The organism is Ectobacillus panaciterrae DSM 19096 (assembly GCF_000430785.1).
In the GTDB taxonomy this organism is placed as follows: domain Bacteria; phylum Bacillota; class Bacilli; order Bacillales; family Bacillaceae_G; genus Ectobacillus; species Ectobacillus panaciterrae.
Window position 1 is genome coordinate 1 of record NZ_AUMR01000015.1, and the last position, 14,377, is coordinate 14,377.

Sequence of the window (14,377 nt, forward strand, 5' to 3'; positions counted from 1 at the left end):
TGAATCAATATGTCGTTTTAAAAGTGCATCCCCACGTATGCCGTTTCCCACTCTGTTTTGGAACCCGCTCTCGCAGGTGGGTTTCCGCGTATTGACCTTCCTGCGATCCTGAACAAAGCAGGCATGGCATCAGTCAACAAATTAGAAATCCCGTTCAAATTGTACGGTTCAAAACAAAATGGTATCACGAACAATGCAGGACATGAATGCGATCGAGAGGACTTGAACCTCCACGAGATTGCTCTCACTAGGCCCTCAACCTACTGATTACAAGTCAGTTTCTCTACTGATTACAAGTCAGTTTCTCTACTGATTGAGCTAAGCCGGCACGTATACAAGGCATTTCGTTCAGTGCTTAGTTAGTATACAATAAACATTTAGGTTTTAAAATATAAATTTTTGATGTATTTATTACCAACTTTACCAACCTAACTGAAGTATACGTAACCCTATAAACGGTTCTGGTGCAAATATGATTTATTAGAAACATAGAACCTCAATATCCTTTTCATCCATGAATTATGATGCTAATCCAAACAACTTATGTATGAACTCAACTTCATTTTGGTCAGACTTCACCCCTTGGAGAGTCTGTCCGAAATCAAGTGAACCTCATTTATCAACTATTCGGCCTTCCAGCATAAAATAGATTGCACTAGGAAACTTTTTGCCTCTCTATACATAAACTTGTGGAGAGGTTTTTTTCACTAGTCCTTAAGGCGATAACACAATGGATCATTACCAGCTAGAATCAGATTCTAGCCGTCTCATGAACTCTTCTGCAGCACTGTATCCTTGCTGCTTCAGAAGCCAGTTATTTGCCGCAGCTTCAATTAACCCCGCCACATCACGACCAGGTTGGAGCTGAATCTCAATATGAGGAATTTGAACGCCCATATATTCTGTAAATGTAGGTTCGTTCTCCAATTCATTATTAAGGGCATTTTTCTGCCATTTTGTCAGTTCAATATCGAGCGCGATCCTCGTTTCATCCTGAAAAGCTTTTCTCCCATATAAGCGGACCACATTCAACAGCCCGACACTACGTAGGGCGAGAAATTCCTTCGTTTTCCCATCATGAGTGCCGAGAATGGTTCGTGGACTGAGCTTTTTCAACACGACGAGATCATCAGCTACTAGCCTGTGACCTCTGCCAATCAATGTGTGTGCCGTTTCGCTTTTGCCGACGCCTGATTTTCCTCGAAGTAAAATGCCCATTCCATACACATTGACACAAACTCCGTGTATTGCGGTTTCTGGAGCTAGTGTTTTTACCATATAAGCGTCAAGTTTCGCAATAAATTCAGAAGTCATTTGAGGTTCGTTTGTACATAACAACGGGATTCCCTCTTCTACACAATATTGAGTCAAATACGTTAGCCCTTTCTGCTCAGCAGTAACGATAAAGCAAGGCGGGTGGTATTTAACGATATTACCTATTCGCATCTGGCGCTCCTCTATGCTTAACTTATGCAAATAAGTAATTTCTTTTCTTCCAAGTATTTGAACACGTTCAGTTGGAAAAAAATCAAAGTGACCAACGAATTCCAAACCCGGACGATGAGACCGTGATTGCGTAATCGTTTGTTGTAGTTGATTTTCTCCAGTCAATACTTTCAATGAAAACTTTCGAACTAAATTTTCAACCGTTAATAATTTCACGTCTATGACACTCTCCGCCCTTAATAACTTTCTGATTCTCGATTATACTTGAAAAAGGAGGAATCTCACCTCAATATCTTTCTATTAAAATGATCCTTTCACAATAAATACTCCGGAAAAACCTGATAATATAATCGTACTTCATAATCACTGTTATTTCTAGTAAATATCTATTCTATGAATATAAAAATACTGACCTATACCATGATTTATCATGTAGGAAATGTCTTTTGCAGTTGATCTTCCATGTCGCCACCTATTATCTCAGCTGGTTCTCCAGGAGTTGAAAACCATCAATCAATTCTAGGCTTATATTGATCTACGGTACTTCGAATGGTTCTGGTGCAAAAAGAATTAGACAGCTAACTCAACATGAATATTACCTACTCTACGAGCAATTTTTATTCGGAATGAAAAACTTTACACCGAATATTAACAGTATATAAAACTGAAAAGTTCGGAATTACCCTTATATTTTTATTCATATTTTGACGAAATCCGAGGTTTGCACCAAAGCCTTTAATTTCATTATCTAATAATTTATATTTTTAATCAAATGAGTGTTGCCAGCTTAACAATTTAATAAACTGACATATAGATGTTAAGTCGAGCATTCCCATATAAAGATTATTTTTTACACAGACGTGCTCCAATTTTATTCACAGGCGTATGATATAGCGTATCCGAATAATCACCTCCCTTATATAAAGAAGGGAAGAAGTTAAAATGTATAGTAACGTAAATGCACCTCTTACTGCCGGCGTGAATATCGCTCCTACACCAAGCTATGTGTCTCCGGCCTATGTGTCTCCAGCCTATGTCTCTCCAACAATGTGCATGGCTCCAACCTATATAGCCCCAGCTTATGGATATGGCGGGTATCCTAGCGGCGGCTGTGGTTTCGCTCTAATTGTGGTATTGTTCATTTTACTGATTATCATTGGCGCAAGTTTCTGCCATCATTCGGGCTGAGCACCTAAAAAAACTCCTGTATTCGTACCGGAGTTTTTTTATTGAATAAATGAATTCGTATTAGATTGTCAAAAAAGGCGCAGAACTTAGAAGAAAATAAAAAGAACGGCTTTAAACCGTTCTTTTAATCGTTTTTATTATCTTGAAGTGTAGGCTCAAAATCAACTTCCACCTCCAATTTTCCTGAAGGCCCAAAGAATTCGTAATGAATGTTTTCTTCAGGTATATTCCATTGTCTCAGAGCTCCATAAATTGCTTTCATAAATGGAATTGGTCCGCAAAAATAAAAATTAGCTGTGTTTGTAGGGAGAACAGATTGAAGCCACTTTAGATCAATGTATCCTTCTTTATCGTAGTTCTTGTTCTTCTTATCCTCTTCTCTAGGTTTTTCATAACATACCAAAAATTTGATATTGGTATGCTGGGAAGATAAATTTTCTACATGCTCTCTAAAAGCGTGGTGATTGATCATCTTATCAAAAACGATAGATTTTAAGGATTAGCTGCTTAATCCCAAAGTTAACAGGATACTGCTGTTCTATGTTTCTAGTGAGTTATTTTTGCACCAGAACCACATTTGTTTTGAGACATCCTCCTATTGTATAATTTAGATATAAATTACAAGGAGGGGTTACTTTGTTAAATAGAATTGAAGGTCATGTTGGATTAAGTATTTTAAAAGATACTGAACACTTAGCTGAAAGGTTTGAAAGTGCTTTTCGCTCCACAGTAAAGACATACATAGAATCAACCCCTATTAAAGTTTTAGATATAGAGTTCCGCACAGATAATGGGAAAATTTACGTTGTTTTTGCATTTGACAACTTAGTTTTAGAATACAAATACGAAAATGGCGAATCAGGAGTAGAGGCGTCATCCACTAGACATGAAGGTGAATTCGGGCGAGCGCTGTTTGAGTTTTGGGCAAAGTGCCTGGTCGAAAGCTTATTCGAAGAAGAATTGAAAGTTGAATCTAAGCATACAGAGATTACTTTCTTTAATTTTTCACCTATGGGCAATAGAACAATCTAAAGGAATAAAATAAAAAAGCCCTTCAGACTTTTGTACTGAAGGGCTTTTTTTCACATAACTCAGATATTAGTACATAATCCGAAAATGTCTACTTTTACAACCACACGAGGGTTTTAGATTAACTTTCTATAATCTTAGTTATAGTTAACTAAGATTGTCATGAAACAGGAACGAGGAAAAGGAAAATATCCCCATTCTCGCCCTAATCATGTTTATGTTTATCTTCATGTTTGTGTTTATCTTCTTTATGTTTATCTTCTTTATGTTTGTCTTCCCCTTTATGTTCACCATTATCAGGAGGGTTTGTATTAACATTTACATTGTTGGTCTCATTCTGACCGTTATTACTTCCATTATCATTTCCCTTATTACTGTCTTGTGCTGGATTTTGAGCTTCCGGTGGAACATCGCCAGAACTAACTCCCTTAATGTATAGCTCGTTATTCACAGTGTATACGCTGTTTGGTTGCTGATACCTGGATGTGTCTGTTCCAAATGCTTGCATCATCGCTTTAAAAATAAGTTGCGAGATTTTTGTAGTATCCCCAAGCATATAGTTATCTGGACCGTTCTTCGCATAGCCGGTCCAAACAGCCATCGTGTACTGCGGTGTATAACCGGCAAACCAGCTATCATTTGTCGCTTTGGATGGATATCCGAATTGACTGATTGTCTTGTCGTCAAAATTTGTTGTTCCCGTTTTTCCAGCAACGTCAAGGCCTGATACATTAGCTGCTGTACCTGTTCCGTTGGAGGCATTCACTACACCACGAAGCATATCGGTAATCATATAAGCTGTATAGTCTTTCATGACGCGTTTGCCTTTCGACTTAAAGCTTATTTCTTTGCCGTCCGGGAAAACAACTTTTGTAACGAAATGCGGCTTTGTATAGACACCGGCGTTTGCAAATGCACCGTATGCTCCTGTCAATTCAAGAGGAGATACAGAGTTACTTCCGATTGCGTAAGATTCGTAAACCTGATTATTTGAGAACGTAATTCCGAGTGATTTCGCAAACCCTTTTGCTTTACCCAAACCGACTTTCTGTAATGTCTTCAAAGCTGGAATGTTACGTGACTCTACTAAAGCCTCTCGTATAGACATAGGGCCTTTGTATTCCGTGTAGGCATTTCGAATCGGTTGACCGTTCGAGTAGTTATACGGTTCATCAACCATTTGGTGATATGTTGACCATTTTAAGTTTTCAATCGCTGGACCATAATCAAAGATTGGTTTAAACGTTGAACCTGGTTGACGATTTATATCAATAGCGAAGTTATTTCCTCGGAATGTCGCTTTGTATTCGTTTCGTCCGCTCCCAAGAGCACGCACTTCACCCGTTTTCGAATCCATAAACGTGAAAGCTGCCTGAAAACGGTCGTTCGGATAACTTACAATATCTTGCGTATTCATGATTTTATCGGCATACTGCTGTGCTCTCGGGTCAAGTGTCATGTAAATTTGCAGACCATCCGTACCAATATTGATGTCTTGCAACTTGTCTTCAACCTCTTTCACTGCAGCATCCAAAAATGCTTCGTACGGCATACCTTCTTGATTGGTTTTCGGAATAATGCCCGCCGTTACCGGAACTTTCATCGCGTCCTGCATTTGTTTCTCTGTGATATAGCCTTGTCTATGCATGGAGGCTAAAACGAGATCACGACGCTTTGTGGCCGCTTCTTTGTTTTGTGGTTTAGACGGATCGTAGTTATTGGGGCTTTGTGGTAGCCCAGCTAACATGGCAGCCTGCGGAAGCGTCAATTTCTTCAAATCATTCGCTTCAATGCCGTAGTAGTTTTTCGCTGCAGCAGCAACTCCATAAGAACGGTTTCCAAGGTTGATTTTGTTCAAATACATCATCAAAATATCATGCTTGGAATATTTTTCTTCCAACTTATATGCCAAATACCATTCCTGTACTTTTCGTTTCAACGTTTTTTGAGGAGACAAAAATGAGTTTTTAATGACTTGCTGCGTAATTGTACTTCCACCCTGAGATCCGAAGTTCCCAATCAAGCTTTCGAAAATAGCCTTACCAGTCCGTTTTATGTCTATACCATGGTGTTCATAAAAATGTGCATCTTCCGTAGCAATAAGCGCATGTTCTAACACTTTTGGAACTTGATTGTACGTGATTTTTGTTCGCTTTTCCTTCCCATATTCATAGATAAAGTTTCCGTCTTTATCATAAAACTTCGTTGATAGTGGATCCGCCAATTTTGACTCATCTATTTGAGGGGCGTCTTTAATCATAGAAAAGAAAATAGCCACTCCCGCTCCCACCGATATGATGCCAACAAATAAGCAAGCAAATAAAAACCTCTTCAAGAAAGAGCCTTTTTTGGAACGCTTTTCACTTGCTTTCTGTTCTTGTTTTTTTCTCTCTGTATGTTTTCGTTCCTCACGAGAACGATACGTTTCTGACATTCTTCTTCTCTCCTGCCTTTCACTTACTCAAAAAAAATCGAAGGATAAACCTTGTTAAAGACTTTATAATGAGGAATATAATCTTCTAATACGCTGCCCGTCTATATATATTCGCAAGAGGGATTATTTTTAAGGGGGTCAAAGAATTTTTTATAAATAATTTGCTGGTTTATGAATGTCTAAAAAATGTGATTACAAAATAAAAAACCTTTAGCCTGTGAGGCTAAAGGTCAACATAATTCCTATTATCGGTAGTTTATGTTTTACAAATCTAAAAAGATACCTATCAAGGAATAAATAATAACAGTTGAAAATAATACCGTCATATGAAGAAGAGAATAAATAAACATTGCTTTTGCCCATTTTTCCGAATCCATCTTCTTATAGCCAAAGATACTTAAAACAAGCCAAATGACATTTAAAAGAAGGGCTACTAGAGTAAGACCAAGGCTTAAAGACACAAAAAGAAAGCTTGTTACAATTAGGATTATTAAATAAATATTAGTTTGTACGTATGTCCTTTTAACGCCTTTAATTACGGGAAGCATGGGAACCTTGGCAGCCTTGTACTCATCTTGTTTGCGTATAGCTATTGCATAGAAATGAGGCATTTGCCAAATGATTGTAATGATAAAAAGTCCAAGAATAGCAGGATGGGTTACGTCTGGATGGATAGCAGCCCACCCTATAAGGGGAGGCATGGCCCCCGAAATACTTCCAACTTCCGTATTAAAAATTGTTCTTCTTTTAGTCCACATCGTATATGGAACAATATAAAAGAATAAACCTAGAAACCCTAAGAATGCTGCTAAAGGGGTTGCAAGTCCTAGTAAGGCTATTCCAAAGATAGACATAAGGATACCAAGCCATAATACTGTTTTAGGCTCTATTTCTCCTGTCACCGTTGGTCGGTTTTTAGTTCGTTCCATAATAGCATCTATGTCCCGATCATATAAGTTATTAAAAGCTCCAGCTGCACCCATTACTAATATGGAACCAATTAAAGCAAATACAATTTCACCAATCTTGTTAAATGGATTAATTTGATACGTATATAATGCCAACGTTAGCCCTGCAAACATTGGAATCAAATTTGATTTAATAATACCTGTTTTAATTGTTTGCGCCATAACCTGTGAAAATTTCTTTTCTGCAGTTGTAGAATACCTGCCTCTTTGCATGATAAAAGTCTTCCCCTTTAATAAATTTTTTAATTTGAAATAACATGGTTAATAGTTTCTCTACCAAAGATATATAATAGCTTTTATATACTAAATAGAACTTATATACTAATTAGTATGTTAATTCCATATGGTATGATTGTCAATGGAGGGAGGAACAAGTATGATTAGACGAAGATTAACGCAAGAGGAACGAAAAAAAGAGACAAGACAACTACTTTTAGAATCAGCTATTGAAACCTTTGCTCAACTCGGATTTCACGGGGCTTCTGTAGATAAAATTGCAGAATATGCTGGATTCAGTAAAGGCGCATTTTATGCTCATTTTAAATCCAAAGAAGAGCTCTTTTTAGCTATCTTAGAACAGCAAATGCATTTACATATAGAAAATATCAATCAAGTTATAGAACAGCAACATTCACTTTCACATTTTATTAAAATAATGGATGAATATTTTCTTTCAATTAAGAAGAAAAGTAAGACATTGAGTATGCTTAATATGGAATTTTTTCTTTATGCAATGCGTGAAGAATCAGTACGCGATAAATGGTCCCATATGATAACAGAATCTGTAGAACAGATTTCTAAGGCTCTTGAGAAAGTAATGTTAAAAGAAAAGCTTACACATAATCTATCTACCAATGAATTAGCATGGACTATCCTTGCTTTAGAGAATGGCCTGGCTATATTTCATTATATTAATGAAGATCGCATGCCTCTTACCTTGTACGGGAAAACATTACAAAATATTTTCTTATCTCCAGATACTAAAGATTAGAATCATCTTATTCAGCTTGTTTATGTTAACTAGAGATGTATACCATATACAATTCTAGTTAACATAATAGTTCATTATCGGAAATTGATTATTCACACAATCCCCATGATATCAACATTTCTTAGACTATCTGAAATTATCAAAAACGCAAATTTTGTACGCTGAGCAAATTCCGACACAATTCACAATCGATTTCTTACTCTAAGAAATATCAACTTTCTAGTTTATTGGATAAGAGATCGTAAGGGAGGTAAACTATATACAAGTGAATAAAAAAACGTCTTTTGATAGTGGGGAGAGATCATCCGGCGACGTGCAGAAACGGTCAAACCCTTGTAGTGGTTCATGCAAAGGTAAACCAGAGAGAAGAAGCATACCATACTCCCTTTTCGTTGTACATAGTACATGGAAATGTCGAAATTATAATTCACTCATATATAAATCAAATATATACTCTCCAAGAGATTAATGTGACTGTCCCCTAATGATAAACCAAGACATGCATCCCTTCCAAACTGCTTATCTTATATACATTTTTATAATTTCTATAATTATATTGCACTTCCTAACCATGCCAACATTCTTTATCAAGAAAGTGCTCTTCACAATTTCAAACCTCAGATACTCTTTGACGCTTTATTATACTTGTAACCAAAGAAACAGGGAGCCCCTCCTGTAAAAGCCGTTTCATAATTTTCATATACGGACTAATATGTTTAAAATAGTTTTTATAGGATGTGCACAGATAATTTAAGCCGGGTTCCCCCTCGTCAGAAAGTAAAAATCTATGTTTGGGACATTCACCATGACAGGCAAATCTAACCTCACAATTCTTGCATACGTTAGGAAGTGTATGCTCTTTCTTTTTACCAAAATCAAGTTGGAATTGTGAATTGATCATATTTTCAAGATTGTCCGTTGCTATATTTCCTAATTGATACTCGGGATAAACGTAGTGATCACAGGCATAAACATCTCCATTATGCTCCATTGCTACAGCACGGCCACATTCTTCTGAGAAAATACATACAGGGGAAGGAATTCCCATCCAGGCAGCTAGCGCCCATTCGAAGTTCATAATATAGACGAGTCCAATATCCTTTTGAATCCATTCATCAAAAACTTCAATAAGAAAACTTCCATATGCTGCTGGTTCTACTGTCCAGGAAGTTACAACCTTTTGAGATTCCTCTTTATATAATGAAGGGGGAGTTGCATGCCGTAACGCCAGTTCTAATGTGCTTTTGTTTGCTTCTCTTTCTACAATAGGGATAAACTGTATAAACTGAATATCTTGTTCCTTAAAAAAATTATAAATTTCTAAAGGCTTATAAGAAGCCTGCTTGGTGACACAAGCAAGTATATTAAATTCTACTCCATGTTTTTTTAGTAAGGAAAGACCTTTCATTACCTGGTTAAACGTCGGCTTCCCGCCACAGTCTACTCGATAAGCATCATGAATATGTTCAGGTCCGTCCAAGCTCAACCCTACAAGAAATTTATTTGAGGCGAAGAACTCGCACCATTCATCGTTTAATAGCGTTCCATTAGTCTGAAAAGTGTTCGCAATTTTTTTGCCATTTGCATACTTGTCTTGCAGGGACACAACCTTTTTAAAAAAATCCAGACCCATTAATGTCGGTTCTCCCCCCTGCCACGCGAACACAATTTCCAACGTTTTTTGTGAAGCAATATACTTTTTAATATACATCTCTAAAACTGCATCAGTCATTTGAAAAGTTGTATTCTTAGGGAAAAGCGCTTCCTTCTCGGTATAAAAGCAATATTTACAATCTAAGTTACACAACGGGCCTGCTGGTTTGGCAAGAATATGAAAGCTATTGTCTTTATACAATCTATCACTCCTTTCCCTGGGAGAAGAAACCTGAAATGAACAGTAAGGTATTACCTGCTCCAGCACTTTTATACTTGGAATGTTCACAGGTGTTTTTACCCATTAGAGAAAAATGATGGTTCCATTAACATTAATATATATAGACTCTTTTTCTGCTTTCTTACATTCTGAAAACATTATACTGCCTGTTTTATTCTCCCGAAGTTCAACTATTACTTTTTCAATTTGACCGCTGAATGGAAACTCTGGTGCTGGATAATTAGTGCTTACAGGTGCTAACCGATCTCTTCCTATATCTAATCCTTCATGAGAAAGAAGAAATGGCAATGTTTTAGGAATATATCCAATACCAACCTGTTGGTCATTGATATAAAGCATACCGGCTCCTTGATTAAAACCTATTTTTTTAAACTTAAACTTCAAATTCACATAACCATTAGGTACTTCAGTGGCTGATTGAATTTTGTAGACAGTGCCAACATAGTTGTATTCATATATCAAGTAATTGTTTTTTATATATAATGTATATCCACTTGAGCGGTCTCCATATGCGATTAAGACTCCCTCACATGATGAATTCCAACGAAAAATAGGAATAGTTATAGAGTAAGAGGTACGAATCATTATAGGAGCTGCACCTGCAGGCAAATGAGCCATACCGGGATAAAAAGTACACACACTTCTACCAGTAAGTAAGCCCTGATAGCTTGGAGTCAACAATTCAAATGTTCTGTCATCCAAGGGAAGAACGTTATATTTTTGAGCTTCCTCCCACCAGACCTTTTGTAGTTCTATTAATTTCTGGGGATAATAAACTGTCAAATTATGCTTTTGAGAAAAATCCTTTTCTACATAATATAGCTCCCAATTATCTTGGTTAAATGCGGTTCCCTTTTCATGATATGTCACAGCAGTCCATCCATCATGCCAAATGGCTCTATGTCCGATCATTTCAAAATACTGCGTTCTTCTTTTGGAAAGAACATCAGGATTTGTAAGTGTATCAGCCATACTTATACCATGCAGCGGCATTTGTTGGACACCTTTATATTCTTTTGGAGCTTGAATATTAAGAACATCTAATATAGTAGGAGTAATATCAATAGCGTGATAGAACTGTGAACGGACGGCTCCCGCATCTCGAATAGTCTGAGGCCAGTGTATAATCAGAGGAACATGGATTCCTCCGAAAAATGTGTTTTGTTTATAATACTTAAAAGGGGTATTGCTAACCTGCGCCCATCCCTTTGGATAATTAGGGGTAGTGTCAGGAGCTCCTATGTCCTCCACTTTTTCGAATAAATTATCAATGCTCTCCTCGATACCGTTGTAGTACGTCGAATGATTGATAGAGCCGTTCCAATCCCCTTCCTGGCTCCCCCCATTATCAGCAAGCAGCACGACTATTGTTTGATCTAACTGATTTTTAGACTTTAAAAAATCCAAAATCCTACCAATTTGCTCATCAGTATGGGTTAGGAATCCGGCAAATGTTTGCTGAAATCTGGTAAACACAATCTTTTCCTTATCCGTCAACTCATCCCAAGCTTTAATACCAGGATTTCGGTCCACAAGCTCTGTGTGCAGCGGAATAACTCTTAGCTCTCTTTGACGTTTAAACCGCTCTTTCCGAATCTCATCCCAACCTATATCGTATACACCTTTATATTTGTCTATAAATTTCCTCGGCACTTGATGAGGCTGGTGCTGCGCTCCAAACGCTAAGTATAGGAAAAATGGACGTTCCGGGGTAACGGATAAATGGTCTGTCATAAATTCCATAGCTTTATCAACCAAATCCTCTGACAAATGATAATTTTCTTTATCCGGTTTCTGTATACGATGATTATCATAAATTATGTCTGGAGTATATTGATCAGTAAAACCAAGCAGAAAACCATAATAACGCTGGAATCCTTTAGAAAGAGGCCAATTATCAAAAGGACCGCTTGATGCCGCTTCATGTCCGGGAACGAGATGCCACTTCCCTACTGCAAACGTAGCGAAGCCATGCATGTTCAGGATTTCAGCCAGAGTTGCAGCGGCAGGTGTAATTCTTCCGCGTTTATTAGAATGCTCTGGTCCCAAATCCGCTTCAGAAACCAATCCTACACCGACAGCGTGACAATTGCGGCCCGTTAGAAGACAAGCACGGGTTGGAGAACATAAAGGAGTCACACTAAAGTTGTTATATCTGAGCCCATTTGCAGCTAACGTGTCGATATGAGGCGTCTCGATTTCTGATCCGTAACACCCTAAGTCTGAAAAGCCAACATCATCCAGAACGATATATATAACATTGAGAGCAGACTTTTTACTGGATGAATCATGTTTATCGCTACTATTCACATCCATCTATCCTTTCTAAATAGATAATGAATCGGGATTTACGCTTTCCAGGCAGTATTAGCAATTAAACATATCTCCTGAAAAGTATATTGCCAAACGGATTTAAATATGAAATGCATTCAGCTACAAGAAGTATTTTATATCGCTCTCGCTTTCTTCGATTTTTTCAATTCCTTCTATATTTACAGAGCTTTGCCCAGTCGGTGTACGTTCCTGCCCTTCACAATCTGTCACCATGATAGAATGTTTGCCTATGACTGCACTTTTCCTTGTACTTTTCGCTGTTTCTACCTTATAATAATTTTTATCAACCATATCACATTCTTATCCAGAGAGGCAGAGGGACTGGCCCTATGAAGCCTCGGCAACCCCATTACGGAAGGTGCCAATTCCGGCAGGACGTGTCCTGCAAGATAAGAAGAAGGCATCTGAACGTACTTCCCTTCTTCTTATGAAGAAGGGATTTTTTATGATAGGAAGAAGGGACTGTTACTAATGGAAAAACAATATGAACTGGCAACATTCGCAGGCGGCTGCTTTTGGTGCATGGTAAAGCCGTTTGATGAGCTGCCGGGCATTCACGGCGTGCTTTCCGGTTATGCGGGCGGTCACGTCGAAAACCCAACGTATGAACAAGTGAAAACTGGAACAACAGGACATTATGAAGTTGTGCAAATCAAATTCGATCCAGACGTATTTCCGTATGAAAAGCTGTTGGAGCTGTACTGGCCGCAAATTGATCCGACGGATGACGGGGGACAATTCTTTGACCGCGGCCCGCAATACCGCACTGCAGTGTTTTATCATAACGAAAAGCAGCGCGAATTGGCGGAGCGTTCCAAACTTGATGTGGCACAAAGCGGCCGTTTTACGAAGTCGATTGTAACAGAAATCCTTCCGGCAGCTCCTTTTTATGTGGCGGAAGAGCATCATCAGCATTTTTATAAGAAGAATCCGGAGAAATATAAGCAGGAGCGCACAGAATCCGGGCGCGAGGCATTTATTGAAGAGAACTGGCAGGAAAAGCACACAAAATAATCAAAAAGGGAGAAACGAAGCCGTTTCTCCCTTTTTGTGCCTGTTCTCTATATTATCACACATTTCTTTCCAGTTGGGACCGTACATATTTTTTCTTATTTAACTGAATCTAAAGAAAAAAGCGGTGATAAAATGGTCTATGAAATTCTCTACTCCAACTTTGTCGGCACTCAGCGTGTCGTGCGCGTGAAAAACAGCACGACAGGTGAAATGTTTGACTTTACACCTGACACACTTAGCAACAACAAGCTGCCAACAGACTTACAGCAATACGTCCAGCAGCACCTAGAGCAAATCAACAGCGGCGATACAGATCATGACGGATTGATTTTATAAAAAGAAGTCCCTTCGGCCGAAGGGACTTCTTTTTAAGCAAGGTATGCTTCTTTCACAATATCATCATGTATGAGTACATGGCCTTCTCCGACCATTTTAATCTCCCCCGTTTGGATAACATAGCCGCGATGTGCGATTTGCAGCGCTTGGTAAGCGTTCTGCTCGACAAGCAGGATTGTCATGCCTTCTTTGTTCAGTTCGTGAATGATTTCAAAGATTTGCTCCACAACGATGGGTGCTAGACCCATAGACGGCTCATCTAACATCAAAAGGTGCGGCTGGCTCATAAGCGCGCGCCCGATCGCAAGCATTTGCTGCTCGCCGCCGCTCATCGTGCCTCCTAACTGATTCATACGCTCTTTGACGCGCGGGAAATAATGAAACACGCGCTCCATACGGGCGTTGATAACCTTCTTATCTTTGACGGAGAATGCGCCCATCTCCAAATTCTCTCGCACCGTTAAGCGCGGGAAAATGCGGCGCCCTTCCGGTACGTGGGCGATGCCGGAAACAGCGGTGATATGCGGCGGCTGCTTTGTAATATCTTGACCCTCAAACAGCACTTGACCTGTTTTTGGAATAACTTGTCCGCTGATTGTTTTCAGAGTCGTGGATTTGCCGGCGCCGTTGCTGCCGATTAAGGTTACGATTTCCCCTTTATCCACGTGGATATTGATTCCCTTTAAGGCGTGAATACCGCCGTAATATGCATTGATATTTTTAAGCTCTATGATTGACATCCG

At 38.6% G+C, this 14,377-nt stretch carries 13 protein-coding genes, 1 other RNA gene, 1 pseudogene and 1 riboswitch; of the genes and pseudogenes, 5 read left to right on the plus strand and 10 right to left on the minus strand.

Annotation, left to right across the window (positions count from 1 at the left end; genetic code table 11):
- Positions 1-24: 24 nt before the first annotated feature.
- The 3 genes and pseudogenes from ssrS to hprK form a co-directional block, all read right to left on the minus strand.
- Positions 25-205: non-coding RNA, 6S RNA (ssrS, locus tag H540_RS31830), on the minus strand.
- A 314-nt stretch (positions 206-519) separates the two neighbouring features.
- Positions 520-597: pseudogene (locus tag H540_RS35475) on the minus strand (IS6 family transposase); the annotation flags it as partial.
- 141 nt (positions 598-738) lie between these two features.
- On the minus strand, positions 739-1,662 hold the full coding sequence (hprK, locus tag H540_RS0106040) for an HPr(Ser) kinase/phosphatase (RefSeq protein ID WP_028399870.1): 924 nt from the start codon (positions 1,660-1,662) through the stop codon (positions 739-741).
- Positions 1,663-2,493: 831 nt separating this feature from the next.
- On the opposite strand from hprK, the gene H540_RS32975 reads away from it, so the two are divergent.
- Positions 2,494-2,634, plus strand: a complete 141-nt coding sequence (locus H540_RS32975) for a YjcZ family sporulation protein (RefSeq protein ID WP_342666030.1) — start codon at positions 2,494-2,496, stop codon at positions 2,632-2,634.
- A gap of 124 nt (positions 2,635-2,758) precedes the next feature.
- On the opposite strand, the gene H540_RS0106050 is transcribed toward H540_RS32975, so the two are convergent.
- Positions 2,759-3,106, minus strand: coding sequence for an NO-inducible flavohemoprotein (locus H540_RS0106050; protein ID WP_028399871.1), 348 nt, complete (start codon positions 3,104-3,106; stop codon positions 2,759-2,761).
- Between the two features lie 164 nt (positions 3,107-3,270).
- Here H540_RS0106050 and H540_RS0106055 point away from each other — a divergent pair, with 164 nt between their 5' ends.
- Complete coding sequence (locus H540_RS0106055) at positions 3,271-3,666, plus strand: hypothetical protein (RefSeq protein ID WP_028399872.1); 396 nt, start codon at positions 3,271-3,273, stop codon at positions 3,664-3,666.
- Positions 3,667-3,868: 202 nt separating this feature from the next.
- Here H540_RS0106055 and H540_RS29080 read toward each other — a convergent pair whose 3' ends face one another.
- Entirely contained in the window at positions 3,869-6,097 is a 2,229-nt protein-coding gene (locus H540_RS29080) for a transglycosylase domain-containing protein (protein WP_051317007.1), read from the minus strand.
- A gap of 263 nt (positions 6,098-6,360) precedes the next feature.
- On the minus strand, positions 6,361-7,278 hold the full coding sequence (gene cyoE / locus H540_RS0106065) for a heme o synthase (RefSeq protein WP_028399873.1): 918 nt from the start codon (positions 7,276-7,278) through the stop codon (positions 6,361-6,363).
- Positions 7,279-7,441: 163 nt separating this feature from the next.
- Here cyoE and H540_RS0106070 point away from each other — a divergent pair, with 163 nt between their 5' ends.
- Complete coding sequence (locus H540_RS0106070) at positions 7,442-8,056, plus strand: TetR/AcrR family transcriptional regulator (protein ID WP_028399874.1); 615 nt, start codon at positions 7,442-7,444, stop codon at positions 8,054-8,056.
- 610 nt (positions 8,057-8,666) lie between these two features.
- Here H540_RS0106070 and H540_RS0106075 read toward each other — a convergent pair.
- The 3 genes from H540_RS0106075 to H540_RS0106085 all read right to left on the minus strand — a co-directional run bounded on the left by H540_RS0106075 (position 8,667) and on the right by H540_RS0106085 (position 12,575).
- Positions 8,667-9,911 (minus strand): anaerobic sulfatase maturase, encoded by a 1,245-nt coding sequence (locus H540_RS0106075; RefSeq protein WP_028399875.1) that lies wholly within the window; start codon positions 9,909-9,911, stop codon positions 8,667-8,669.
- A gap of 102 nt (positions 9,912-10,013) precedes the next feature.
- Positions 10,014-12,260, minus strand: a complete 2,247-nt coding sequence (locus tag H540_RS0106080) for an arylsulfatase (protein WP_245592180.1) — start codon at positions 12,258-12,260, stop codon at positions 10,014-10,016.
- Between the two features lie 123 nt (positions 12,261-12,383).
- A complete protein-coding gene (locus tag H540_RS0106085) occupies positions 12,384-12,575 on the minus strand; it encodes a hypothetical protein (protein ID WP_028399877.1) in 192 nt (63 codons plus the stop codon).
- Between the two features lie 6 nt (positions 12,576-12,581).
- Positions 12,582-12,680, plus strand: a riboswitch (SAM riboswitch).
- A gap of 75 nt (positions 12,681-12,755) precedes the next feature.
- Between H540_RS0106085 and msrA the strand changes: the two genes are divergently transcribed.
- A complete protein-coding gene (msrA, locus tag H540_RS0106090) occupies positions 12,756-13,298 on the plus strand; it encodes a peptide-methionine (S)-S-oxide reductase MsrA (RefSeq protein WP_034670461.1) in 543 nt (180 codons plus the stop codon).
- Between the two features lie 132 nt (positions 13,299-13,430).
- Positions 13,431-13,634 (plus strand): hypothetical protein, encoded by a 204-nt coding sequence (locus tag H540_RS0106095; protein ID WP_155890955.1) that lies wholly within the window; start codon positions 13,431-13,433, stop codon positions 13,632-13,634.
- A 32-nt stretch (positions 13,635-13,666) separates the two neighbouring features.
- Here the strand turns inward: H540_RS0106095 and H540_RS0106100 are convergent, their stop codons facing one another.
- Positions 13,667-14,374, minus strand: coding sequence for an ABC transporter ATP-binding protein (locus tag H540_RS0106100; RefSeq protein WP_028399880.1), 708 nt, complete (start codon positions 14,372-14,374; stop codon positions 13,667-13,669).
- Positions 14,375-14,377 lie beyond the last annotated feature (3 nt).

Bases quoted from the DNA above. Each gene is read 5' to 3' on its own strand.
- cyoE (WP_028399873.1), bottom strand. From the start codon at position 7,278: ATGCAAAGAGGCAGGTATTCTACAACTGCAGAAAAGAAATTTTCACAG.
- H540_RS0106085 (WP_028399877.1), bottom strand. From the start codon at position 12,575: ATGGTTGATAAAAATTATTATAAGGTAGAAACAGCGAAAAGTACAAGG.
- H540_RS32975 (WP_342666030.1), top strand. From the start codon at position 2,494: ATGTGCATGGCTCCAACCTATATAGCCCCAGCTTATGGATATGGCGGG.
- H540_RS0106050 (WP_028399871.1), bottom strand. From the start codon at position 3,106: ATGATCAATCACCACGCTTTTAGAGAGCATGTAGAAAATTTATCTTCC.
- msrA (WP_034670461.1), top strand. From the start codon at position 12,756: ATGGAAAAACAATATGAACTGGCAACATTCGCAGGCGGCTGCTTTTGG.
- H540_RS0106070 (WP_028399874.1), top strand. From the start codon at position 7,442: ATGATTAGACGAAGATTAACGCAAGAGGAACGAAAAAAAGAGACAAGA.
- H540_RS0106095 (WP_155890955.1), top strand. From the start codon at position 13,431: ATGGTCTATGAAATTCTCTACTCCAACTTTGTCGGCACTCAGCGTGTC.
- H540_RS29080 (WP_051317007.1), bottom strand. From the start codon at position 6,097: ATGTCAGAAACGTATCGTTCTCGTGAGGAACGAAAACATACAGAGAGA.
- H540_RS0106100 (WP_028399880.1), bottom strand. From the start codon at position 14,374: ATGTCAATCATAGAGCTTAAAAATATCAATGCATATTACGGCGGTATT.